The 21,899-nt window shown below is 72.0% G+C and carries 20 protein-coding genes and 3 pseudogenes; 9 read left to right on the forward strand and 14 right to left on the reverse strand.

Features of this window, described 5'->3' with window-relative positions:
• Positions 1 to 2: 2 nt before the first annotated feature.
• From QQY24_RS01885 to QQY24_RS01905, 5 genes are read right to left on the reverse strand one after another with little or no spacing between them, the layout of a single operon-like run.
• On the reverse strand, positions 3 to 557 hold the full coding sequence (locus QQY24_RS01885; RefSeq protein WP_301970888.1) for a hypothetical protein: 555 nt from the start codon (positions 555 to 557) through the stop codon (positions 3 to 5).
• Positions 539 to 1,381: an HAD family hydrolase gene (locus QQY24_RS01890; protein WP_301970889.1), complete on the reverse strand. Its 843-nt coding sequence runs from the start codon at positions 1,379 to 1,381 to the stop codon at positions 539 to 541. The genes QQY24_RS01885 and QQY24_RS01890 overlap by 19 nt, the downstream gene beginning before the upstream one ends.
• Positions 1,378 to 2,100 carry a hypothetical protein gene (locus QQY24_RS01895; protein WP_301970890.1) on the reverse strand — a complete coding sequence of 241 codons (723 nt, stop codon included), beginning with the start codon at positions 2,098 to 2,100 and terminating at the stop codon, positions 1,378 to 1,380. Before QQY24_RS01895 ends, QQY24_RS01890 begins: the two co-directional genes overlap by 4 nt.
• Positions 2,097 to 3,941: a radical SAM protein gene (locus QQY24_RS01900; RefSeq protein WP_301970891.1), complete on the reverse strand. Its 1,845-nt coding sequence runs from the start codon at positions 3,939 to 3,941 to the stop codon at positions 2,097 to 2,099. Before QQY24_RS01900 ends, QQY24_RS01895 begins: the two co-directional genes overlap by 4 nt.
• A 23-nt stretch (positions 3,942 to 3,964) precedes the next feature.
• Entirely contained in the window at positions 3,965 to 4,957 is a 993-nt protein-coding gene (locus QQY24_RS01905) for a thymidylate synthase (protein WP_301970892.1), read from the reverse strand.
• Between the two features lie 764 nt (positions 4,958 to 5,721).
• Between QQY24_RS01905 and QQY24_RS01910 the strand changes: the two genes are divergently transcribed.
• From QQY24_RS01910 to QQY24_RS01925, 4 genes are read left to right on the forward strand one after another with little or no spacing between them, the layout of a single operon-like run.
• On the forward strand, positions 5,722 to 6,519 hold the full coding sequence (locus tag QQY24_RS01910) for a hypothetical protein (RefSeq protein WP_301970893.1): 798 nt from the start codon (positions 5,722 to 5,724) through the stop codon (positions 6,517 to 6,519).
• Positions 6,516 to 7,289, forward strand: a complete 774-nt coding sequence (locus tag QQY24_RS01915; protein ID WP_301970894.1) for an energy-coupling factor transporter transmembrane protein EcfT — start codon at positions 6,516 to 6,518, stop codon at positions 7,287 to 7,289. The genes QQY24_RS01910 and QQY24_RS01915 overlap by 4 nt, the downstream gene beginning before the upstream one ends.
• Positions 7,286 to 8,158, forward strand: coding sequence for an energy-coupling factor ABC transporter ATP-binding protein (locus QQY24_RS01920; RefSeq protein ID WP_301970895.1), 873 nt, complete (start codon positions 7,286 to 7,288; stop codon positions 8,156 to 8,158). The genes QQY24_RS01915 and QQY24_RS01920 overlap by 4 nt, the downstream gene beginning before the upstream one ends.
• Positions 8,155 to 8,964, forward strand: coding sequence for an energy-coupling factor ABC transporter ATP-binding protein (locus QQY24_RS01925; protein ID WP_301970896.1), 810 nt, complete (start codon positions 8,155 to 8,157; stop codon positions 8,962 to 8,964). Before QQY24_RS01920 ends, QQY24_RS01925 begins: the two co-directional genes overlap by 4 nt.
• Positions 8,965 to 9,070: 106 nt before the next feature.
• Here QQY24_RS01925 and QQY24_RS01930 read toward each other — a convergent pair whose 3' ends face one another.
• Together QQY24_RS01930 and QQY24_RS01935 are read right to left on the reverse strand one after the other, a co-directional pair.
• Positions 9,071 to 10,372, reverse strand: coding sequence for an MFS transporter (locus QQY24_RS01930; protein ID WP_301970897.1), 1,302 nt, complete (start codon positions 10,370 to 10,372; stop codon positions 9,071 to 9,073).
• A 203-nt stretch (positions 10,373 to 10,575) separates the two neighbouring features.
• Positions 10,576 to 11,034 carry a MarR family winged helix-turn-helix transcriptional regulator gene (locus tag QQY24_RS01935; RefSeq protein ID WP_301970898.1) on the reverse strand — a complete coding sequence of 153 codons (459 nt, stop codon included), beginning with the start codon at positions 11,032 to 11,034 and terminating at the stop codon, positions 10,576 to 10,578.
• Here QQY24_RS01935 and QQY24_RS01940 point away from each other — a divergent pair.
• On the forward strand, positions 11,014 to 11,262 hold the full coding sequence (locus QQY24_RS01940) for a hypothetical protein (RefSeq protein WP_301970899.1): 249 nt from the start codon (positions 11,014 to 11,016) through the stop codon (positions 11,260 to 11,262). The two genes, QQY24_RS01935 and QQY24_RS01940, sit on opposite strands and share 21 nt — an antisense overlap.
• 261 nt (positions 11,263 to 11,523) lie before the next feature.
• Here QQY24_RS01940 and QQY24_RS01945 read toward each other — a convergent pair.
• Positions 11,524 to 12,172, reverse strand: a pseudogene (locus tag QQY24_RS01945) (NADPH-dependent F420 reductase).
• Between QQY24_RS01945 and QQY24_RS01950 the strand changes: the two are divergent.
• Both QQY24_RS01950 and QQY24_RS01955 read left to right on the forward strand, forming a co-directional pair.
• Positions 12,171 to 12,731 (forward strand): LysR substrate-binding domain-containing protein, encoded by a 561-nt coding sequence (locus tag QQY24_RS01950; protein ID WP_301976105.1) that lies wholly within the window; start codon positions 12,171 to 12,173, stop codon positions 12,729 to 12,731. The pseudogene QQY24_RS01945 and the gene QQY24_RS01950 sit on opposite strands and share 2 nt — an antisense overlap.
• 262 nt (positions 12,732 to 12,993) lie before the next feature.
• A complete protein-coding gene (locus QQY24_RS01955) occupies positions 12,994 to 13,674 on the forward strand; it encodes a bifunctional 2-polyprenyl-6-hydroxyphenol methylase/3-demethylubiquinol 3-O-methyltransferase UbiG (RefSeq protein WP_301970900.1) in 681 nt (226 codons plus the stop codon).
• Positions 13,675 to 13,755: 81 nt separating this feature from the next.
• On the opposite strand, the pseudogene QQY24_RS01960 reads toward QQY24_RS01955, so the two are convergent.
• A pseudogene (locus QQY24_RS01960) lies at positions 13,756 to 14,249 on the reverse strand (GNAT family N-acetyltransferase); the annotation flags it as partial.
• Positions 14,250 to 14,506: 257 nt separating this feature from the next.
• A complete protein-coding gene (locus QQY24_RS01965) occupies positions 14,507 to 14,869 on the reverse strand; it encodes a peptidase inhibitor family I36 protein (protein ID WP_301970901.1) in 363 nt (120 codons plus the stop codon).
• Between the two features lie 212 nt (positions 14,870 to 15,081).
• On the opposite strand from QQY24_RS01965, the pseudogene QQY24_RS01970 reads away from it, so the two are divergent.
• Positions 15,082 to 15,171: pseudogene (locus tag QQY24_RS01970) on the forward strand (IS5/IS1182 family transposase); the annotation flags it as partial.
• A 75-nt stretch (positions 15,172 to 15,246) separates the two neighbouring features.
• On the opposite strand, the gene QQY24_RS01975 reads toward QQY24_RS01970, so the two are convergent.
• The 4 genes from QQY24_RS01975 to QQY24_RS01995 all read right to left on the reverse strand — a co-directional run bounded on the left by QQY24_RS01975 (position 15,247) and on the right by QQY24_RS01995 (position 19,537).
• Entirely contained in the window at positions 15,247 to 15,675 is a 429-nt protein-coding gene (locus QQY24_RS01975; RefSeq protein ID WP_301970902.1) for a VOC family protein, read from the reverse strand.
• 93 nt (positions 15,676 to 15,768) lie between these two features.
• Positions 15,769 to 16,053: a hypothetical protein gene (locus QQY24_RS01980; RefSeq protein WP_301970903.1), complete on the reverse strand. Its 285-nt coding sequence runs from the start codon at positions 16,051 to 16,053 to the stop codon at positions 15,769 to 15,771.
• Between the two features lie 8 nt (positions 16,054 to 16,061).
• Complete coding sequence (locus tag QQY24_RS01985) at positions 16,062 to 16,502, reverse strand: hypothetical protein (protein ID WP_301970905.1); 441 nt, start codon at positions 16,500 to 16,502, stop codon at positions 16,062 to 16,064.
• A 902-nt stretch (positions 16,503 to 17,404) separates the two neighbouring features.
• Positions 17,405 to 19,537: a cellulose binding domain-containing protein gene (locus tag QQY24_RS01995; protein WP_301970907.1), complete on the reverse strand. Its 2,133-nt coding sequence runs from the start codon at positions 19,535 to 19,537 to the stop codon at positions 17,405 to 17,407.
• 495 nt (positions 19,538 to 20,032) lie between these two features.
• Between QQY24_RS01995 and QQY24_RS02000 the strand changes: the two genes are divergently transcribed.
• Positions 20,033 to 21,016: a glycosyl hydrolase gene (locus QQY24_RS02000; RefSeq protein ID WP_301970908.1), complete on the forward strand. Its 984-nt coding sequence runs from the start codon at positions 20,033 to 20,035 to the stop codon at positions 21,014 to 21,016.
• Positions 21,017 to 21,899 lie beyond the last annotated feature (883 nt).

A 21,899-nucleotide genomic window follows, 5' to 3' on the forward strand; every position in this document is an offset into this window, starting at 1 on the left:
GGTCAGCTCCGGCCGTGGCCGACTAGTGACCGTACCCGGTAGGTCCGGGTGCGGACGAGCCGGACGCCGGAATCCTGCAGGCGGGCGAACAACTCCTCGTTGGCCCGCTGCTGGGTCCGGCGCACGCGCAGTGCGTACCAGAGGATGGAGCGCGGGCCGATGACGGTCCGCAGTGTCTCCCGGGTGCCGCCCCACAGCCGTTCACCGCGGATCCAGCGGCTCACGGTGCGTCGCACGAGGCGGGGCCAGGACACGAGGAGCGGGACGTCCAGCCAGATCACGCAGTCGGCCCGGTCCACGCACGCCGCGAGGGCCGCGGGGTACTGGCCGTCCGCGATCCACCGGGGACCGCTCAGCGCGGACCGCACCGACGCCACGAACACCTCCTCCGGGTTCGGGTGGCCGCCCGGTCCCCAGAACAGGTCGTCCAGCTGTACCGCGGGGGCCCCGGACACCTCGGCGAGCGCCGCCGCCAGGGTGGACTTGCCGCAGCCGGGACCACCGACGACCCAGACGGTACCGGCGGCGGCCGCATCGCTCAGATCGGGGTCGGACACTGTTCCTCCAGCCACACGGCCACGCCGTCCGCGGCGTGGTGCCCGGCCACCGCGTCGGCGGCCGCGCGTACTTCGGGGCAGGCGTTCGCCATGGCCACCCCCCGGCCCGCGGCGGCGAGCATCCCGGCGTCGTTGAGCGAGTCACCGAACGCGAGCACGTCCTGCCACGTCCGGCCCAGCCGGACGAGGACGTCCGAGAGGGCGGACACCTTGTCGGCCCCGGCGGCCGAGAACTCCAGCAGGCCGGGCTGCGAGGAGGTCCACACCACGGCGTCCTGCGGCCGGCACAGCGCGGCGGCGTCCGCGGGACCGCCCGTGACCATCAGGCACAGGGCGGGCTCCGGGTCCGCGGCGGCGGGCGGCCCGGCGACCGAGCGCTCGACGAGGGGGCCGGCGGCCAGGACGTCCGGCCAGCCGGGGCCCAGGAGCCGGTCCCCCTCGCGGTCCACGGCCCAGGCCGCGCCGGCCTCCAGCCGCGCGACGACCGCGCGTACGGTCGAGGACGGCATCCCTCGCACCCAGTAGGGCCGGTCGCCGTCGAGGTCGCCCGCCACCGCGCCGTTCGACGAGACGAGGACGGCTCCCAGACCTGCGGCCGGGGCGAGGACGGCGCGCGCGGACGCCGCGGGACGCGCGGTCGCGAAGACGATCCGGACACCGGCGGCGGCCAGCGCCCGCAGGACGCGCACGGTCCGCTCGCGGAGCACGCCCTCGGCGTCCAGCAGCGTGCCGTCCAGGTCCGTGACCAGGACGTCGAACGTCCTGCCCGGCCGCTCCGCGGTCCCCGGACCGGGGACCGCGCGTGCGGTGTCCGGCCCGGTCACCTGGCCACTGCCGTCTCGCGCGGCGGAGGCATCCGGTGGGTGATGACGGCGGCGTAGCGGTGGTAGTGCCACTGCTCGTAGCCGAGGTGGCTCTCGCCGTGGATCCCCAGGTCCGCGTTCTCGAAGAGCGTCCAGCCGGGCCGGTCGACGATCTTCTCCATCACCTCGGTCTCCGGGTAGTAACCGCACTCCCTCTCTTCGTCGTTGAGGCCGATGAGGTAGTCGCCGAAGAAGATGCCGCCCGGTGCCACCATGTCCATCGCGTGGTCGATGAGGGCCTGCAGGCTGTGTGCCCTGTTGGGCGCCATGGACCACAGGCCACTGCCCATGACCAGCTGGAAGTCCCCCTCCGCGGGGACGGTCATGTAGTCCTGCTCCACGATGGTGCAGCGGTCCGCGAGGTGTTCCGCGGCGAGCCGGTCACGGAGCCCGGTGACGACGTGGTGTCCGTCGAGCAGGTCCAGTTCGCCACCGCCGAGGAAGAGCTCGTCGGTCTCGATCGCGACGACCTCCCAGCCGGCGCGCAGCAGGGGCAGGGCGAACTTGCCGTCGGAAGCCCCCAGGACGCAGGCGCGCGGCCGGGTGAGCCGTGCGTAGTCACCCAGCGGGACGTAACGGGTCAGGGCGGGGAAGTAGGTGAAGTACTTGCCCCAGTAGCTCCCCCGGTCGACCTCCAGCGTCGGGGGGTCGGCGGGCGGACGCGGGATCGTCGGGTTCATGAGGCCTCGTTCAGGGAGTGGCTGTCGAGATTGCGGGTGGTGCCCCAGCGTTTCTCGGCGGACGTGTGGATGTACCAGATGTCGTCCTCGGTCAGCAGCCTGGAGACGACTTCCGGATATGCCTCTTCGAAGTAGGTGTACGGGGGCCGGTTGTCCTTGCGGGAGTGGTAGTCGAGCCGGTCCTGCCCGTGCTGCGCGGTGATGGCGGTCCCGGGGTGGTAGGTCAGGATGTTCGGGCTGGCCATGACCAGCAGGCCGTCGTCGATGAGACGGCCGATCTCCTCGATCGTCTCCTCGATCGTCTCCCGGTTCTCGCCGTCGAGGCCGAAGAGCACCGAGCTGCCCACTCGGATGCCGTGCCCCCTGATGGTCTCGAGCGCCTCCCGCACCTTGTCCACCCAGGCTTCGGGGTTGCGGCGCGTGAGGTTCTTCCCCACGTGGTCCATGACGCGCTGCGCCATGCTCTCGATCCCGATGTAGACGTACGTGCAGCCGCTGGCCGCCATCAGGTCGAGGGTCTGCGCGACCTCCGCCGCCTTCGCCCGGTTGAGGACCACGTCCACCGTGAGCTGGGCACCCCACTCGAACGGCACGGTGTCACCCTGCTCGGCGCGGCGGGCCTGGAGGTCGTGGCAGAAGTCGCTGATCGCCTTCCAGTTGCCGCCCCAGAACACGGGGTCGTCGAAGAAGGCGGCCTCCGCGCCCCAGTCGATCAACTGGGCCAGCCGGTCCGCGGCGTGCGCGGTCTCACTGACGGCGAAGCGGGTGGGCCGCTGGGACACCTGGATGCTCTCGGAGCAGAAGGTGCATTTGAACGGGCAGGAGTCCAGCGTCATCATGTGGGCCGTGCGGCTGCCGACGGGTGAGCTGCCGGCCCGGGTGAAGACGGCGAACCGGGACCGGACGGAGAACGCCTCGTAGGGCGAGGGGAGTTCGGCCGACGTGAGCCGACGCCCGAGCACCGGCTGCACCACGACCCGGTCCGCGCAGAGCCCGGCGATGGTGTACGAGCCGGTCAGGTCGTCGGTTCCGGCGGCGACGAGCGGCAGGGCGGCGAGGACGTCCTCGGTCCGGACGGGTCCCGGTTCCGGCGCGAGGACGAGGGAGAGGGCCTGTAACAGGAGGTCGAGGCCGGGAGCCCCGTCACCGGCCACGACGAAGTCCACGACCGGCGCGGACCGGCCGTCACGGATGACTTCCACGGTGCTGCTCCAGGACAGGTCGACGGTGTGCGAGGCGGGCGCGTAGCGCACGGTCTCGTCGGCGTGCCGTCCGCCGACCACCACTAAGCAGCCGGGTGAGTGGGTCTTGGCCAGCTCGGCCATCTCCAGTGCGTAGCGGTGCGCGGCGGACACCGCACTGAGCAGGACCACGGTGGGCCGCTGGGCCCGCAGTTCGGTGATGAAGCGGGTCCGGGCCGCGCCGTCCCAGACGCGCGGGTCGAAGACGTGGCCGTCGGTCGTCGGGTTGTCGGCGATCAGCGTCGTGCGGGGACCGCTCGCCGTCCGCCGGTACGCGTCGGTCGGGTAGTCGCCCCAGTCCGCACAGACGTCGTCGAGGGCGGGCTGTTCGGACAGTCCGGCCCGTGAGCGGGCGACACCGCGGCGGATCGCCAGTGTCAGCGCGGAGTAGAGGCACATCGGGTCACCGGGGTAGGCGACCTCTCCGCCCCTGCTGGTGGCCACCGGTACCAGCGCGGCCATGACCGGGTAGCGGTATCGGGCCCCGGGCGTGGAGTCGAACAGCCGCCGCCGGCGCAGCAGGCGGGAGGCCAGCTCGTCAACGGCCGTTTCTTTGCCGGGGCTTCGGGGTGAGAGCACGGGGCGGAGGGCGGTCTTCACGTGGGGGTCCGTTTTCCGCATGCTCAGGACGCGGCGATCAGGTCCGCGACTGCTTCGCTCGCCACGGGACTGGAGACGACCGTGGTGCTGTCACCGAGCTTCCGGTACGCCTGGGTGGCGAGGCAGGCGCGGGCCACGTCGGTGAAGTCGCAGCCGGCCTTGCGCCCGGCGATCTCGTCCACGGTGGCGCGGTCGCCCGCCTCGGCCGCCTCCCGCAGCCGGCTCTCCAGGAGGACCAGTTCACGGGCCGCCTCGCGGCCGGCCTCGGCGGTGCCCGGGAAGGCGGGCAGTGCGGCCGCGACGGGCGGCGTGTCCACGATCTTCCGGGCCATCGACTCCTCGTTCTCGTAGAAGTGGAAGGTTCCCGCCTGGTGGATGTAAGGACCGCAGGGGACGTTGAGCAGGGAGGCCGCGTACTGGTGCAGGCCCATGAAGAGGAAGGCGTCGTACGGCATGACGGTCAGTGCCTGCTGGGCCCGCATGACGGTGAGCCAGGTCAGCGCGCCGTCCCGCAGGAAGAGGTGCACACCGACGGCACAGGGATACTCGCGCGACTGGCGGAAGTTGTCCTCCGGCTCCAGGACCAGGGCGAAGGCACGACGGTGTGCGGGGTCCTGCTCGATGCGGCGCACCACTTCCGCGAGCTGGTCCCCGTTGTGGGTGATCAGCCGGTGGCCGAAGGCTCCGCTGAGGGTGTGCTGGTCGTCGGAGTACTCGTGCGCGCCGCGGCGGTAGTACGCCGGTGTGGCGACGTCGTTGCGGCCGTCGAGGGACCACGCCAGCAGGCCTAAGCAGTACGGCAGGTTGACGGGGAGGGCCGGGCTCACGGCGAGGCAGGACGCCGGGTCCTCGATCGTCGTCTGGTACCCGATCAGTTCCCGGTACGGGCGGTCGTTCCGCCCGAAGTCAGATGCCTTGGACAACGGGTCGCGTACCGAGGGGACGTGTTTCCCTTCGTCCAGAACCTCTTTGAGGCCCGCAACATAGGCGCTGGCGAAGCTCTGATGGGTGGCCATGGAAACCTTCTTTCGGTAAAAAGTCGGCAAGAATGCGGACCCTGTGGGCAGACAGCAAGGAATAACAGGTTCCACTTGGTGGCCCGTGCTGATTCCACGTCACAAATAGCGGGCTGTCAACCGGCGATTCGATCGCGTGATGGCTGATTTTGATGGCCTATCGGATCGGTCGGCGAGGACGTGTTGTAGGCACGTTTTCCCGCGGCGTCGACGACCCGCCGCATCGCCGTCCCCACCTCGAACGACCTCTTCCTCCCCACCCCCCGGAGCGCCGGTCGCCGAACCGGAGCACGGCGGGGAGAACCGCTCCGCAGGTGCCGTCCACCCTCACCGAATGTCGCACCGGGCGGACCTCCGCAACCCTGAACAGGCCATATGCAGAAGTCACGGAGAAGCCGGGGGCCGACCCCGCCCCGGCCGTGCCGACTTCGTCAAGGGTGTTTCACGCCCAAGGACCCGTCGAACACCCTGCGCGAAGAGCACGACCGGGACGCCGGCACCGGCCTTCACCGCAACGCCCGCGCCCCCCTCACCCATCGGGCCCTCCAGTCGAAATGAACATGAACCGGGCAACGGCCGACCAATGCCGAGTATGTGCACGGTAAACGAGCGGCACGTGATTTCGCTGTTTCTCACAGAGGACACTAAAAACCCAGGACGGCATTGACACGGATCGCGCGGACTGACGAAGGTGTCTGTCTCACAAGACGACCCGTGGTCCGGATATGGGAGCTCGTGAACCAGTGGAAGAAGACAAGCGCCCGATGCATGACCGGGCAGTGGCTGGGCATTTACGTGCGGGAGTCGGAGCGGCGGTCGTCGCGGCCACCTACGCGGTACTGATCGCGGTGCGCCCCACGTCCGAGCACGGGGTGGGCGGCCCGGCGGCCCTGCTGGCGCTCCTCGGGTACGCCGCCGGCGCGATGCTGATCGTCTCCGGCGCCATGGCCGGGATGGCGACCGCGACGGTGTCGCTGCTTCCGGTGGCCGTCGCCGTCAACATCGTCATGGGCAAGGTCGTCTACTTCAGCGGTCTGCCCCTGCAGCTCGACTCCATCGGCACCGTCCTCGTGGGTGTGCTCGCCGGCCCGGCGGCAGGAGCGGCCACCGGGGCGCTCGCCAGCATCCTCGTCGGCATGACGATCACGCCCGGCGCCCTCCCCTACGCCGCCACCGCGGCGGCGATCGGCTGTACCGCCGGCCTGCTGGCCCGCTGCGGGTGGTTCCGCCGTACCCCGACGGCCCTGCTGGGCGGGGCTCTGATCGGAGTGGTGGCCGGTACCGTCTCCGCGCCCATCACCGCCTTCGTCTTCGGCAACGCCTCGGGCTCGGTGGGGCAGTCCGCCCTGATCGCCACCTTCCAGGCGTACGGCAACGGCATGCTCAAGGCGGCCAGTCTGCAGGGGCTGGCCGCGGACCCGCTCGACAAGGCGCTGACCGTGGCCCTCGCCCTCGCCGTCCTCGCGGGACTGCCGCCCGGGTTCGGTCAGCGGTTCCCCTTCGTCCGCGCGCACCGCGTCCTGCGGTCGTCCCGGCGGCACCCGGAGGCGAAGGCGACGTGAACGTCCTGGCCAGCACCGGCACCTCCTGGGTGCACCGGCTGAATCCGGTCACCAAGCTCGTCTTCGCCGGCTCCCTCGGGGTGTGCGCCTTCGCCGACACGTCCGCGTGGTGGCCCGCCCTCATCCTGCTCGTGGCCGTCGTCCCGGTCGCCGTCTGTGCCGGAGTGACACGAAGGCTCCTGCTCCTGGTCGGATCGCTCGGCCTTCCCGTGGCGGCGGCCCTCTTCCTCGTGCAGGGCTTCTTCTACCCCGGTGCGCAGGACGTGCTGGCTCGCGTCGGGCCGCTCAGCCTCAAGGGCGAGGGGGTGCGGTTCGCCCTGGAGACCTCGCTGCACATCATGGTGCTCATCGGCGGATTCTGCTTCGTCCTGCTCACCACGCACCCCGCGCTGCTGATGGGCGCGCTGCTCCAGCGCGGCATGTCGCCACGCGTCGTCTACGTCCTCTCGGCGGCCCTGCAACTGGCTCCCGCCCTCGCCGCCCGCGCGCAGGGCATCCTCCACGCGCAACAGGCCCGGGGCCTGATGCTGAAGGGTGTCCGGGGCCGTGTCCGCGCGCTGCTGCCGCTCGCGGCACCCCTCGTCATGGGGGCCTTCACCGACGTGACGGACCGCGCCGCCGCCATGGAGGCGCGGGCCTTCGGGGCACCCGGCCGTCCGACCAGCCTGTCCGACGTGCCGGACACCGCCGCCGAGCGCGCCGCCCGCACGGTGCTGCTGCTGTGCGCGCTCGCCGCCGTCGCGTTCAACGTGTGGGGAGCCGCCCGGTGATCGAATTCAACAACTACTCGTTCGCCTATCCCACCGGATCGACCGACGCCCTGAGCGGTGTCCAGCTGCGTGTCGAACAGGGTGAACTGGTCGTCGTGGTGGGCGCCGAGGGCGCCGGGAAGTCGACCCTCGCCGCATCGATCGGCGGCACGGTCCCCCACCTGACCGGCGGTGAGACCACCGGGACGGTCCGTGTCGCCGGGCGCCCGGTCGCCGATACGCCGGTGGCCGAACTCGCCGCCCACGTCGGGCTGGTGATGCAGAATCCCTTCAACCAGATATCGGGAGCGCGTTTCTCGGTCCGGGCGGAGCTCGCCTTCGGCCTGGAGAACCTCGGGGTCGAACGCGGCGAGATGGGCGAGCGGGTCGACCAGGTCATGGCCGACCTGGGGATCACCGGGCTGGCCCACCGGTCGCCGTACGAACTCTCCGGCGGCCAGCAGCAGTTGCTCGCCATCGGTTCCGTCCTCGCCATGCGCCCGTCCGTACTCGTCCTGGACGAACCGACCTCCCAGCTGGACGCGGACGGAGCCCGTCTGGTCCTTGACACGCTGGGCACGCTCCGGGAGTCGGGCACGACCGTCGTGCTCGTCGAACACCGGCTGGAGCTGCCGGCCCACTGGGGCCCCCGTGTGGTGGTGCTCGAGAACGGCCGGATCGTTGCCGACGGCACGGCCCAGGACGTCCTGACCGATCCCCGGCTGGCGGACTGGGGCGTGGCCCCACTGGACTACACGACCGCCGCCCGGCGGGCCGCCGGGCACGGCCTGTGGCCGCGCAGCCGGCCACTTCCCATCACCCTGGACGCCGCGGCCGAAGGTTTCACCCGGGCCGGCCGCAGGCCCCTGGTCATCGGAGACGGTTCATGATCCTTCGTGTCGACTCCCTCACCCACCGCTACCCCGGTGGCACCCTCGCGCTGCGGGACGTCTCGCTGCAGGTGCGGGCCGGTGAGCGCGTCGCCGTCGTCGGGCCCAACGGCGCGGGCAAGAGCACCCTCGCCCGGCACCTGATCGGGATACTCCGCCCCACCTCGGGCGTGGTGGAGGTGGACGGCAGGAGCACCGAGGGGCTGCCCGTCGCCGCCCTGGCCCGCACGGTCGGCTTCGTCTTCCAGAACCCGGACAACCAGCTCCACGCCCGCACGGTGGCCGACGAGGTGGCCTTCGGACCCCGCAACCTCGGCTTCTCCGCCGCGCGGCGTGACGAGCTCACCGCCTGGGCGCTGCGGGTCACGGGGCTGTCGGGGAACGCCTCGGACCACCCCCATCACCTCTCCTTCAGCCGGCGCAAGCGGGTGGCTCTCGCTTCCGTCCTCGCCATGGACACCCCCGTGCTGATCCTGGACGAGCCCACGATCAACCAGGACCACCGCTCGCTCGAACTGCTCGGCACGGTCGTCGACGAACTCGCCGCGCGCGGCAAGACCCTCGTGGCCGTCACGCACGACATGGACTTCTGCGCCCGCCACTTCGACCGGGTCGTGGTGATGCACCAGGGGCGTGTCCGCTGGGACGGGCCGTTCGAGCAGTGGCTCGACGACCCGGAGCACGCCGCCCGCGCCGGCGAGCTGCCGCAGGTCACCCGCCTGGGCCGGGCACTGGGCTGGAACGCCCCACCGGCCACCGTCGACGCGTTCCTCGACCGGCTCCGGGCCCGCGACGGCGCTGCCTGACCACGAGGGTTCCCGGGCGGGCCCGCCGGAGGGCATCCACTGCCCCGGGCGGGCCCGCCGGAGGACCCCGGTGTCACCCGCCCCCGCCGGACGCGTCCTCCACGCCTCAACTGCTGGTGAACGTCCGGCCGTCGGCCGGAGCCTGCGCGATGATGCGGCCGTCCTGGTCGGCGCTCAGCAGCGGACGCAGCGTCAGTGCCAGCAGCGAGGCGACCAGGCAGCCCGCCGTCACCAGCCCGGCCCAGACCGTGCCGCCCCCGAGGGTCAGCAGCGGACCGGCGGTGACGGGACCGATCACCCCGCCGATCCCGAAGATGACGGACGTGAAGGAGTTGTACCGGCCGCGCAGTTCGTCCGTGGCCAGTGCGTTGGTGAGCACCGGAAGCACCGGCGACAGCATCGTCTCGCCGAATCCGAAGACGGCGGCGCAGGCCGCCACGCACACCGCCGCCAGCAGCGCGTGGTGTTCCGCCACGACACCGCCGAGGCCCAGCACGAGCCAGGCGGCGGCGAAGGTCACGCCCACCACCGCCAGTACGCCGGACCTGCTGCGGCGTTCCATCAACCGGATCATGAGCAGCTGCGACACCACGATCACGACGGTGTTGCCCGCCAGGGCCCACGCGACGATGCGCGGTGTCACCTCGACCACCCGGGTCGCGAACGCGGGGAAGCCGACCTGGATCTGGGCGTACCCGCACGTCGTCAGCACCAGGCCGTAGCCGACCAGCCGCCGGAAGGGACGGTCGCGGAGCACGGCCGCGTACCCGCCGGACCGGGCGCCGCCCGAGGCCGGCCGGACCTCCTCCTTCTCCGGCGTCCGGTGCCGGTCGCTGACTCCCGGAAGCGCCAGCAGGATCACCACCGGCGCGAGGAAGCTCACCGCGTCGATGAGGTAGACGGCCTGGAACGTTCCGGGCCTGGCCGTGTCCACCAAGGCGCCCGCCACCACTCCGCCCAGCCCGATGCCGAGGTTGAGCAGCGTGAAGTGGAGCCCGAAGACGCGCTGCCGTTCGTCCGCGCCGGTGAGGCGGGTGAGGATGGTGGACTGCCCGGCCAGGACGGAGGCGTTGCCCACGGCCACCGCCGACATCACCGCGAACGCCGTTCCCACCGTGTGGACCAGCGCCAGGGCCCCGGTGCCGACGGCTTCGACGAGCAGGCTCGACACGACCACCCGGCGGGCTCCGAACCGGTCGATGAGGGCGCCGCCGACCGGCGACAGGACCAGGCCGACCGCACCGTACCAACCGATCACCAGTCCCGCCTGGGTGCCGGACAACTCCCTGACGTCGCTGAGGTAAACGAACAGGAAGGGCAGGGTGAGTCCGCGGCCCACCGCCGACAGCAGCGTGCCGGCCAGGATCCAGCGTGCCTCCGTACGGCGGGGCAGCGCGCTGTTTAACATGAGGAGGCTTTCCGATGGTGTTCGCAGGGCCGAAGACGGTCGCCCCGATGACAGGCTGACAGTCTAGGACCGGCCGATCGGATGCCCGGGCCCGTTCGGCCACGCGGAGGGTCCGTCCGCGGGCGGCCGAGCAGGCGCCGGCACCCCCGCGCGCGGCACCGGCCGGTGCCGCGCAGTGCGCGCTGCGAACCCGCCCCGGCGGATCACGTCGGTCCGCCCTGCGGCGCCTTCCTGTCGAGGAAGGCCGGCGTGCCGCAGTGTTCGCCGCCGTCGGTCAGGTCGTCCCGCACCAGGGCGAGGAGCTGCGTCAGCCGCGGACGCTGGGAGCCGTCCAGTGAGCGGAAGAGGTCGTCCTCCGCTTCCCGCTGCGCGCCGACCGCGGCTCGCAGCCGCCGCTGTCCCGCTTCGGTCAGCACAACCAGGTGACGGCGCCGGTCGCGGGGATCGCGCGTACGCGCCACCAGCCCCTCGTTCTCCAGGGGGTTGAGGAGGGTGACGAGCACGCTGGCCGCGGTGTCCGTCTCCGCGGCCAGGGCGGTCTGCGCCAAGGGGCCCCGATCGTGGAGCAGTCCGAGGACGTGGAACCGCCGGGGCGTGAGGCCGTTGGCGGTGTGCGCACCCCTCAGACGACACGTGGCCCCGTGCCCGAGGGGGGCGAGCATGAGGCCGGGGCATGCTCTCCTTCCGGAGCGCACTGGGCCCTCCCGGGCCCGGGCGTCGGACTCCGCACCACGCACTTCGACCTCCAAGCCGCAGCCACCCAGCTCAGCCGGGACTCGTCCTACCCCGACATCACCGAGCGGACGGACCACTTCCTGCACGCCCGCGCGACCGACGCCGACGCCCTCGCGGCCTTCGTCCCACGGGACGGACGCGACCACGGCCCATGACGCTCGCTGCCCCTCCGCAGCCGGGGGAGCCGAACACCGACTGCACGATCAACGACGCCTACCGATCCCGGGGCCGGACGCGGAGCGAGGCCACCGCTCACCGCACGCCGTCGCGGTCCGGGATCCCGTTGGCGCGTCCGCCGGCCGGCGACGCCGGGCTGGAGTACCGGTCCGCCGTCCGGTCCGGGCGAACCGGGTGAAGCCGCGGGCGGCTCCCCGTGCGGGGCGGGTTCCCGCTTCGCGGTGCCGGCCCGCACGGGGTCAGCGGGCGAGGGGGACGGCGAAGGGCTTGAAGCCGTGCCGGCGCAGGATGTGGGGCACCACCAGGATCATGGCCTCGGTGGCGCGGGCTGTGGTGAATGTCCCCGAGGTCCTCGATCCACGCGGGCTGCCAGCCCAGGTCGCCGAGCAGGCCGGCGACGGTCTTCTTCGCGTGTTCGTCGTTGCCCGAGACGTAGGCGGTCGGCGGGGTGGCCAGGATTTCGGGAGCGGTCATGACCATGAACAACATGGTGTCGAGGGTCTTGACCACACGGGTGTCGGGGAGGGCTGCCTGGAGTTGCTCGGCGAGGCTGCCGCCGGGGCAGCACAGGTCGCCGGGCAGGCCGTCGTCGGCGTCGCGGGTGGCGTTGGAGACGTCGACGAGGATCTTCCCGGCGAGTTCGGTGCGCAGGTCGGCGAGGCGGTCCAGGGCGCTGCCGCCGGGCGTCGCGTTGATCACGATGTCCGCGGTGCGGGCGGTGGTGCGCTGGTCGGAGAGGGAGACGCGGGGATCGGCGCCCTCGCCGGCCGCTGCGGTCCGGTCCTGCGGGCTCCGGCGGCCGAGGACGACGTGGTGCCCGGCCGCGGCGAGCTTGCCGGCGAGGCCGGTGCCGACGCGGCCGGCCCCCAGGATGCCGATGGTGGTCATGAGGTGGTGCTCCTTGCGGTGTGTGCGGGGAGGGAACGGAATCGGGCCGCTGCGCGGTCAGACGATCGGTGACGGGACCTTGAGGGCGGCGGAGTGGATGCCGGGGCGGCGGCTCGTCGTCGCCGTCCGCCCCGGCCACCCCCTCGCCGAGGGTCCGCTGAGCCTGGAGCGCTACGCGGCCGCCGAACACCTCACCGTCTCGCGGCGCGGACGCCTGCGCGACCCGATCGACGACGCCCTGGCCACGCACGGGCACGAACGCCGCGTCGTCGCCGCCGGGCCCACCGTCGACCTGGCGCTGCGGCTCGCCCCCGGCACCGACCTGGTGCTCAGCCTTCCCGACGCGGTCACCCGCGCGGCACGGGACCGGCTCGGCCTCATCACACTGCCGCTGCCGCTCCCGATGCCCGCCGTCCCGCTGTACTTGCTGTGGCACCAGCGCCACGACGACGACCGTGCCCACGCCTGGCTGCGCGACCTGGCCACCGAAACCGTCCGGGCACTGTTCGCGCCACCGGCCGCCTCCCCGCGGTCCCCCACCTCCGTGACCGGGCAGTGAGGGCACCCGGGGCGAACGGGGCGGGAAGCCGGCAGCACCGGCGGGTCGTGGAGGTACGTCGCCGTGATCGGTGCCCGGCGTGACCACACGCGGGCGGACCCGGGGCGGGCAGGAGCCCGGCAGGGCGGACGGCGGTGGAACGCGCGGCGCGGCACGGGCGGGGAGGACCGACCGCGGCCGGCCGTCCCCGCCGCTCGGACCTCGTTTTGCCGGACCGGCAACAGGAATGGCGTCCCGGGACGCGCTGGGCGACGGTGGCCCCGTGAACGACGAAATCGCAGCGGAATCGACCGCGCCCAGCACCCCCTCGTCCACCGACGGATACGTCGGGGATCCCGCGGTGCGGGCGGAGTGGGACAACCGTTACGCCGAACGACAACAGCTGTGGAGCGGCCGGCCCAACGGTGCGCTCGTGGCCGAAGTAGCCGCGCTCACCCCCGGGCGGGTGCTCGACGTCGGCTGCGGCGAGGGCGCGGATGCCGTCTGGCTCGCGCGCCGCGGCTGGGACGTGACCGCGCTGGAGGTCTCGGGCGTGGCACTGGAGCGGGCGGCCGGACACGCGCGGGAGGCCGGCCTCGCCGTCCGCTGGGTGCACGCCGCGCTGACGGAGGCGGCGCTCCCACCGGCCTCCTTCGACCTGGTCTCCGCGCAGTACCCGGCCCTGCTGCGCACTCCCGACGCCGCGGCCGAGCGAGCGCTGCTCGATGCCGTCGCGCCCGGCGGTGTGCTGCTCCTCGTGCACCACGCGGGGATGGACACCCAGCACGCGCACGACAGCGGCTTCGATCCGGCCGACTACGTCTGGCCCTCGATGGTCACCGCTCTGCTCGACGACGACTGGGAGGTGGAAGTGGACGAGCAGCGGCCACGCGTGGCACCCGACGGCGGCGCCGGCGCGCACCATGCCGACGACCTGGTGCTGCGCGTGCGCCGGCTGCGCTGAGACCGCTCGCAGCAGGCGCACGGCCGGCCGGGCACATGGCGGTTCCCGTACCCCGCCACCCGGCCCCCGCCACCCCCCACTGCACCAGCGGATGAGTTGCTCGTGGTCCTGCGCTTCCACGTCCGGGCCCCGACCCTCCGGGAACGGCTCCGGCGGGGTGAGCGTGCCGAGGCGGTGGAGGCGGCCCCGCCGGCTGGGAACCGGCACTGCGCCCGCGTGCCGCCGCCACGCCTCGGCGAAAGCGGTGGCGGTGCCGTGTTCTGCGGTGACGCCGAGGAGGGGCCGGCCGAGGCCGGCCAGGTGAGCGGCGAGGGTGTCGGCCTGCTGGGGGAGACGGGGGTGAGGCTGAGGCGGTGGGACGCAGGACGGTAGAAGACGGCGCAGACCTCGCCCCCTCGCTCCAGCCGGCCGAGCACGGTGGCTTCGGCGCCCGGCGCGTCCGCCCCGCGCGTTCTCAGTTTCTCGATCACCGTCAGCGGCATGGTGTGCAGGGTGGGGCGCGAACGCAGGAAGTCTCCGGCTCGGGCGAGAAAGTCGTCGATGCCTTCGGTGAGGTGGCAGTCATCCGAACGCATGCCTCATCGTCCCTGAAGTACTCGGCCGCGGGGAGCACCTGCCCGGAAACGGTGCCCGTTCCCACACCGGCACGGCGATGCCCCCGGTCACCGCGTGACACGGGCCGGGGGCACTGCTGCCGGTCCCCGCACCGGTCAGCGGGACGGGCGGGGCGACGACCCGGCCGGACTCACCCGTACGGCCACCCGGACACCCTGGCCCGCGGCCGCCCTCCGGCTGGCCGCACTCGCTGACACCTGTACGGCATCAGGTCGCGTCAGCAGTTTCTACCCACCGCGTCCATCTTTCCGCCGAACCCGCTCAGGTAGTAGTCCCGGTAGTCGCCCTTGCGCACCGAATGGCACTCCTTGCCGCTGGCCCAGTCGATGAAGGCGCCGCCCGTGTTGGCCCGGAAGGAACCCACGTGGTCCGTGAAGTTGCCGGGCAGGTCGTGATAGCCGCCCGTCCACACGTAGCGGGTGCCCGTGTGGCGCTCCCCGCGCCACAGGCAGATCGCATTGCCGGGGCACAGGGCCCGCGCCTGCGTCCGCGCCTGCGCCTGCGCCTGCGCCTGCGCCTCGACGGGAGCACCGAGCGTCATCGCCACCATCGTTCCGGCGACCAGCGCGAAAATCGCCAATCGTTTCCTCATTCCGCCCCCCTTGATTCAAAAGCGATTTCCTTCATTGTCCGACTCGAAGGACAGAACGGGAATCCGGGTCATCAGTTCGGTTTGGTCTCGAAGGACTGACAAGTCGCCACTGCATCCGCAAGCTATGGTCATATGCAATATTCATTCGACGCAGGCGTGGCGGCATGCGGGGATTTCGACCACGGCGGCGGCCGGCCCCTTGGAGGATCCTTCCCGACTGCCGTCTGAAGGGCGACGGAGTTCGCACCGCCGTGCTCGGCATCGCCCGGCCGCACGACCTCGCCCGCGCGGAACGGCTCCCGCCCCGTGCGGGACCAGAGAGGCCCGAGGGATGCGGCTGCCCACCTCGCCGGCTCCGAGGACGGTCAGTCAAGACAGAACTCGTTGCCCTCGATGTCCAGCATCGGGATGCACGCGTCACTGCCGTCATACAGCGTTCGCACGTGTACCGCGCCGAGCGGGACCAGTCGTGCGCACTCGGCCTCGAGTGCGGCGAGGCGCTCTTCCCCCACGAGTCCGGTGCCGACCCGCACGTCAAGGTGCAGCCGGTTCTTGGCGGCCTTCCCTTCGGGAACGCGCTGGAAGAACAGTCGCGGGCCCACACCGGAGGGATCGACGCACGCGAACCGTGCGTCCCGCTGCTCAGGTGGCAGCGAGCGCTTGAAATCGTCCCACGTGGCGAACCCCTCCGGTGGCGGCGGTACGACGTACCCCAGCACCTCGCACCAAAAGCGAGCGAGACGTTCGGGTTCCGCGCAGTCGAAGGTGACTTGGAACCGTTTGATCGATGGCATCGGCGCACCTTACCGAGGACGAGGCAACCCCGGCCACGTGGCCCACCGGTGGGGCCCACGCCCCTCTCCCGACCACCCTCGGGCGAGGGGCGATCAGGATTCGTAGAACATCAGCCAGGTGTTGTGCGCCGCGTCGTGGATGCAGGTGGTGGCCTCGACCCACCAGTACTCGTTCTTGTACGCGGCGGCTTTGGCCAGGCAGGCGCCCGCCGTGGCGAACGTCGCGTAGAACGTCCAGTCCGTGTCGTACGCCGGCCGGCCGACGGCCGTGTACGAGGTGCTCGCGGGGGCGGCCGCCAGCGCCGCCGGCGCACCGCTGCCGCCCACGGCGGCGGCCAGCACCACGGCGGGCAGGAGCCGCTTGGCAACGGAGGTCATGCGCACCATCAGTCCCTCTCCCAGACGAAGACGTAGGAATGTCCACCGGACATCTGCTGGGTCGCGTCGACGATGTTGTACATCTGCGTGTGAACGCCGAACGTCTTCGCCTTCCACAACTGGAGTCCGTGGGCTCGGAAGTCGGAGACCGAGAACTGGGCGGCCGACGAGGTCTGGTTGTCCTGCGCCTGGCAGAGCACGATCGGTCCCGACTGGATGCCCTTCCACCAACTGACCCCGGCCAGCTTCAACTGGATCTTGATCACCCCGGGATCCACGCCGCCGGGCAGGTCTGTCGCCTGGATCATGTCTCCGTCGGACAGGCGCTCGCCGTTGAGGAGCTGACTGAAGCGGACCCCGACGGCGGCCCGTGCGGCCGGGGCGTCGGCCGCCACCTGTACGGCGGCGAGCATGACCGCGGACAGGCCGAGGGCTGAAAAACGTTTCATGGACACACGCATGATTCCACCTCACGCGGTTGCAGAATTACTGGCGGGAAAACGGCGTGAACCCGGGACAAACGGGCTCGCCTTTGCCTGCCCACCAAGGATCGCAGTCTTTCGCGTCGGTCCGAAAGGCGCAGAAGGGAGCGCTCGAAGCATACGGGTTTATCGCATGTTCGCTAATTCCTATGGAACCAAAACGCGTCGCGAAGGCCACGGGGTACGTGGAGACGTGCGGACGTCCGACGGCCGGGATCCTCGAGGCGCCCCGTGCTCCTCCGCCGTCGGAGCAACTGAGGACGTCCGTGGTGAGCACCTTCTCCAGCGTCGCCGCATCACCCGCCCGGGGGGCGCCGGGGAACACTTCCGGCAGGCGCCGGCGGTTGACCGGGCTGACGCGTTCCCTGCGCCCGGCGGTCGGGTGCTCGCGCACACGGCTCACCAAACGGCGGTTGCCCGTTCGATCGCCTCGGCCCGTTCGGCCCCGCGCGACGATGCCCTCGGCCTCGGTCCGAAGCGCACCGAAGTGTTGGGCGCACCGCACTTCCCCATGTCACGCGTGCGGTGCGGTCCCGTTTGGGAGTACAGGGGCCGAGCCGGTGACGGGGATCGTGATGGACGGCTGCGAGGTCGTGTGAACGTGAACCGGCCGATCGGCCTCCTCCCCCGCGGCAACGGAGCCGGGCCACCAGGACGGGTGGCCGGCGCCGCGGCGGGGAGCGGATGCCCTCGACGGGACCGGTCAGGTGTGCGGGGCGGCAGGCGGCGGGCGGCCAGCCGGTCCGTGAAGCGGCGGACCGGTTCTGCGGACAACTGCGCGGCGTGGCCGCCCGCCGACCCTCCCCCTCCGGGGCGGGACCCGTCCGGGAGCGGGTCACCCCGCGCCCCGCTCCCGGACGGGCCGGTCGTCAGCCTCCCGAGCACGCAGTGCCGTTGAGGCGGAGGACCGTCGGTTCCGGGTTGGGTCCGTCGTTGGCGCCGACGAACCCGAACGAGGCCGTCGACCCGCCGTCCGGGGCCAGCGGTCCCGCGCCCTCGGAGGCGGTCACCCGCACGTGCCGGCCGGTCTGGTGGAACGTGGCGTTCCAGCCGGAGGACACCGATTGGCGGTCGGTCGGCCAGTCCCAGTCCACGGTCCAGCCGGTGATCGGATCGTCCGAGAGGTTGCGGACGGTGACCGTGGCCACGAAGCCGTTGCCCCAGCTCGTGTCGTGGTGGTACGTCACCGCGCAGGTGGCGTCCGGCGGGGTGCCGGTGGTGAAGGTCAGCGGGGTGGACGGGGCGGACAGCCGTCCCGAGGCGTCGGCCGCCAGCACGTTGACCGTGTGGGTGCTGCCCGGGGGCAGGTTCCGCAGGGTCACGGACGTGCCGGTGGTTTCGCCGACCAGGTGGGTGTACGCGCCGTCGCGCTCCTGGACCAGGTAGCGGGTGGCGCCCGCGGCGCCCTCCCAGGACAGGCGCGCAGTGGTGTCGGTCGCCGCCTCCAGCTTCGGGGTGCCCGGGGTTCCAGCGGCCGAGGCCCCGGGCCCGGTGCCGGCTTGCGGTTCGAGGGTGACGGTGAGCATCGCGTACGGCGGCACGGTGACCCGGGAGGCGGACGCCTCCCCGCCGGTGACCTCGGTGATGCCGCTGTCGCCGCGTGCGTAGCGACTGACTTCGGGTGCGGCGGCGGACGGGGTGAAGCCCGCGTACTGGAGGTCCACGGTCCGTGCGGCGTCCGGGTCGTTGTTGATGAGCAGGACGCCCAGGCTCCCGTCGCGACGGTGCACGGCGTGTACCGAGACGTCTTGCGCGGAGGAGGTGGCAGCGACCATGGTGTCGCCCGCACTGCCCAGTTCGCCGGTCATCCTCATGCCGTAGTAGGGGTGGAACGGCGTGTTCGGCGCGGGCTCGCAGACGTCGCCGGTGCAGGCGCCGCTGGAGAGCATGCCCATGTCGCCGTAGTCGGTCTCGCCGTCGACGGTGGTGATCTGGCCCGCGCCGTTGTGGGTGTTCCACCAGTCGACGGTGAAGACGCCGTTCTCCAGGGCCGTCATGAACGCGTCCGCGGCGAACAGGCCGTTGGGGCGGGCGGTGAGCCGGGCGCCGCCGGTGTTGGTGTTGATCTCGGTGAGGGCGATGCCGATGCGCGGCGAGTCGGCGCCCGCGTACCGGTCGATCTGGTTGCGCACCTCACGCAGTTCGCCGGGCAGGCCGGACAGCCTGGCCGTGGCGTCCTGGGCGGTGGTGCCGGATCCACCCGCGTACCAGTGGACGCTCACGAAGTCGATGACGTCGGTGACTTCGGAGAGCACGGTGTGGTTCCAGTCGCCGGGGTCGCCCTCGCCGACCACGCCGTCCGGCCAGTAACCGGGGGTGGTGAGGACCGCGCCGATCTTGACGGTCGGGTCGACGGCCTTCATGGCCTCGGCATAGGCGCGGACCTGGCGGGCGTACTCACGGGGGCTCTTGTCCCCGTGCTCGTCGTGCTCCCAGCCGTTGCCGTAGTGGCCGTTGCCGTAGACCTCGTTGCCGATCTCCCAGTACTTCGCCCCGTAGTCCTTGGTGACGTTCGCGTACCGGACCCAGCCGGCCGCCTCCTCGGGCGTGCCGGAGCCGTAGTCGGCGATCAGGATCGGCTGCGCCCCGGTGGCGCGGACGGTGCCCATGAAGGAGTCGAAGTCGGTGCCCGGGGCGACGTACCCCCCGGGCGCCGTGTGCGTCTGCCAGTGGTAGATGTCCGCGTACGAACCGCCGGGGTAGCGCATCGCCCCGACGTCGGCCGCCTTCATCAGTGCGGCGGCCCCGAAGTCGTTCATGTGCGAGTCCCAGACCGCGGTGTTGACGCCGCGGGCGGTGCCGGACAGCCGGCCCAGCGATGCCTGGGTGTTCACCCGGACGCTGACGTCCGCCGCGGAGTCCGCCTGTGACGTGGCGGACGCGACGCCGGCGGCGCCCGGCGGGGACAGCAGGGCGAACGCGGCGGCCAGGACGACCGCGGTGCGCGCGGCGCGGCGGCGGCCGGTACCGGCCGGCCGGCCGGGTCCGTGCGGTAAGTGCATGGGGATCCTCCCTCGGGGGTCCGGCGGCAGGGTGGGGCAGCGGATGCCGGACCGTGCCGCCGGAGGGGCGGGGTGCCGGTGCGGCGGCAGGGCGTTCCGCACCGGTGGCACGGAGGGCGGAGCGGGGTTGCGGTGCGGTGGCCGACGGGCGGGGCAACGGCCGGCCCCATCATGGGAGCGCTCCCATGATGGGAGCGGTGTCACCTCCTGTCAACGCCCCGGACACCGGTGCGCGGGCGGTGGACGGAACCGGCCCGGCGCGGGCCGCGACGTCCCCGACGGTCACCCGTCGCTCGCCCACGAGGGATCCGCCATGGACCGGTCCAGTTCTCCTGCACCCTCACCCAACGGGCACGACCCCTTTCACTACGTGCCTTTTACTTAACTTACTCAACGTCTGGGCAACGATGTCCTCGGTCTGCAAAGTGTCCGGACAGCACCGTCTTCGGCAACCTGCCCTCCAGGGAAGGGAACTGTCCCGTGCGCGGAACGCCCATGCCCCGAGCACGCGGCATCGCGCTGCTCGCCGCCGCGCTCCTGGCGCTGGCTCCGACCCCGAACGCCCGGGCGTTCCCGAGTGGTTCCAAGCAGCAGGTGCTCGACCACCTGCGCTCCATCACCGGCTCGTACGTGGTGTCCGGCCAGCACAACAAGGAGCCCGCGAGCAATCCGGGCCAGTACACCCAGCAGGTCAAGGACGTCACCGGGCGGTACCCGGGCCTGTGGGGCGGCGACCTGATGTTCCGGGCCGAGGACGTGGCCGATCGGCAGCGGGTGATCGACCAGGCGGAGACCGAGTGGGCCAACGGCTCACTGGTGGCACTGACCTGGCACGTCTGTCCGCCGACCATGGGCAGCTCGTGCGAGTTCGAAGACGGTGTGAAGTCCGCCCTCACCGATGCCCAGTTCACGCAGGTCGTCACCGACGGCACGGCGCTGAACACCGCCTGGAAGCGCCGCCTCGACGAAGTCGTGCCCTACTTCCAGCAGTTGAAGGCCGTGGGCGTGCCCGTCCTGTTCCGGCCGCTGCACGGGATGAACGAGTCGTGGAACTGGTGGGGACACCGCCCGGGGACGAACGGCAGTGCGCGGCTCTACCGGATCACCCATGACTACCTCGGGGCCAAGGGACTGGACAACCTGATCTGGGTGTGGAACGTCCAGGACAATCCGGCGGGCGGTTGGTCGAACTACTACCCGGGCGCCGGTTGCGTCGATGTCGTGTCGCTCGACGTCCGGTACAAGAGCTACCCGAGCTCGTCCGACTACCAGCAGTTGCAGGGCATCGCCGGTGGCAAGCCGATCGCACTGGCCGAGATGGGCAAGATCCCCAATGCCGCCCTGCTCGACGGCCAGACCCGCTGGGCGTACTTCATGATGTGGTCGGAGCAGTTGCGGGGGAACAACACCAACGCCGAGCTCCAGGCCGGCTACTTCCACCCGCGCGTCCTCAACCAGGGAGAAGTGAAGTCGCCGTAGTGCCGCGGCAGGGGCGCCGCCACGGTACCGGGCGTCGTGGCGGCTCCCATCACCGTCTTCGTGGCCCCGAAACGGGGTTGCCGCCCGTCGGGGTCCAACGGCCTCGCCGGCCGGTTCGGTTGCGCGGGCAACCGGGAGGAGGCCGTCGACCCGGGTGCGGCCCCGCCCGGGACGCGTCCTCCTTGCCGCCCTGGCCGCGTTCGGGACCGAGTACGTCCAGCGCGGCACGGCCGCCGGCCGCCCGCCGGCCGTGGGGGACGCGCTTTCGCCCCGGCCTCGGCACCGCATCGGGTGGGCGGACAGAGGCGGGCAGGCGGGCAGGTCCGGACGACGCGGCAGGCCGGTCAGCGCGTCGTCCGGACGGCGCAGAGCTCGGCGGTGCCGTTGAAGATCCGCCGCGAGAGCACCTGCCCGCCCCCGTCCGCCGCCGGTCCCTGGCCCAACGGGCGCAACATGCCGGACCTGACCGCTCCGAGCTACGACAGCAGCGTCGCGCAGGGCTGCAGGAACCCCCTGACCGCTGCCGAGGAGATCCACTGCGAGGACCCGGAGCGCACGGCTCACGATCGCCGGCCACTCCCAGGGCGCGCAGGCCGCCGACGCGGTGCTGGAGACCATCGCGGCCGGCGCCCCCGGCATCCCGCGGGAACCGGTCAACGGCATGCTGGACGCCGACCCGAAGCAGCCCGGTACCGGCCTGCGGGCCAAGGCCCCCGGGGTCTGGACGCCCTCGGCTTCACCTCCGCGGGCCCGGGCCCCGAGGGGTTCCCGGGCGTCCCGGTGGCCCGCTTCCGCATCCGCGGCGACCCGGTCCGCGACGCCACGACGCCCGCGGCGCCGTCGGCCTCTTCCTCACCGACACGCACAGGCGCCACTTCCCGGA

Source organism: Streptomyces sp. TG1A-8, from assembly GCF_030499535.1.
Classification (GTDB): Bacteria; Actinomycetota; Actinomycetes; order Streptomycetales; family Streptomycetaceae; genus Streptomyces.